The 873-nt window shown below is 61.2% G+C and carries 1 protein-coding gene and 1 pseudogene; both read left to right on the top strand.

Annotated features, from left to right (window positions below; genetic code table 11):
• The first annotated feature begins 33 nt into the window (after positions 1–33).
• The gene (gene hisIE / locus NW838_RS05535; RefSeq protein WP_414427662.1) at positions 34–657 is read left to right on the top strand and encodes a bifunctional phosphoribosyl-AMP cyclohydrolase/phosphoribosyl-ATP diphosphatase HisIE; all 624 of its coding nucleotides are present in this window, start codon (positions 34–36) and stop codon (positions 655–657) included.
• Positions 658–664: 7 nt separating this feature from the next.
• Positions 665–873 (top strand): annotated as a pseudogene (locus NW838_RS05530) (hypothetical protein); the annotation flags it as partial.

Below are 873 nucleotides of genomic sequence, written 5' to 3'. Positions count from 1 at the left end.
TCGGATCCCCCTCGATCGCTTCTGCCCGAGGAGATCACCTGGCTGGGCAGCCTCACCTACAATGAACAGGGCCTGATCCCGGCCATCGTGCAGGACTACCTGGACGGAACAGTGCTGATGATGGCCTGGATGAACCGGGAATCGCTGCAAAAAACCCTGGAAACAGGCCGCACCTGGTTTTGGAGCCGCTCGCGGCAGGCGTTGTGGCCCAAGGGGGAAACTTCTGGCCATGTGCAGTGGGTCAAACAAATCCGCTACGACTGCGACGGCGACGCCCTGGTCATCCTGGTGGAGCAGGTGGGGGATGCAGCGTGCCACACAGGAGCGCGGAGCTGTTTCTTTCGCCCTTTGCAAGGGGATCCCCTTCCAGCAGCCGATACCCTGTCGCAGGTGTTTGCCGTGGTCAAGGCCCGCCAGGCGGATCCCCGTCCCGATTCCTACACCAGCAGCTTGCTAGCCAAGGGGGAAAATGCCATTTTGAAGAAACTTGGCGAGGAGACGGCTGAGGTGGTGATGGCGGCTAAGGATCAAGACCGCGTGGCTTTGGCCCGTGAGATGGCCGACCTCTGGTACCACTGCCTCGTGGCCCTTGCTCACTATCAGGTAGATGTTAGGGATGTCTATCGCCAGCTCCAAGCCCGCCGTTCCGCCAAGTGAAAGGGCCATGTCCCCCGAAGGCGGTGCTCCCGCAGATCCCTCTCCGTCCTCTTGGGATCCCTCCCTGGACAAAGCCCACCTGGATTTACAAGCCGCGCGCTGTGGCCAAGTGGATCTGGAAACCGATCGGGAGACCTTGGCCCGTTACCTGAGAGGCCATGCCCAGTGGATCCAGCGGTGCTTCAGGCCATTGCAGGTGGAAGCTTTGTCTGCCGA

The sequence above is a fragment of the Synechococcus sp. R55.2 genome, assembly GCF_047462075.1.
Taxonomy (GTDB): domain Bacteria; phylum Cyanobacteriota; class Cyanobacteriia; order Thermostichales; family Thermostichaceae; genus Thermostichus.
The sequence above is the reverse complement of the archived record's forward strand: the minus strand, read 5'-3'. Positions and strand labels throughout refer to the sequence as shown.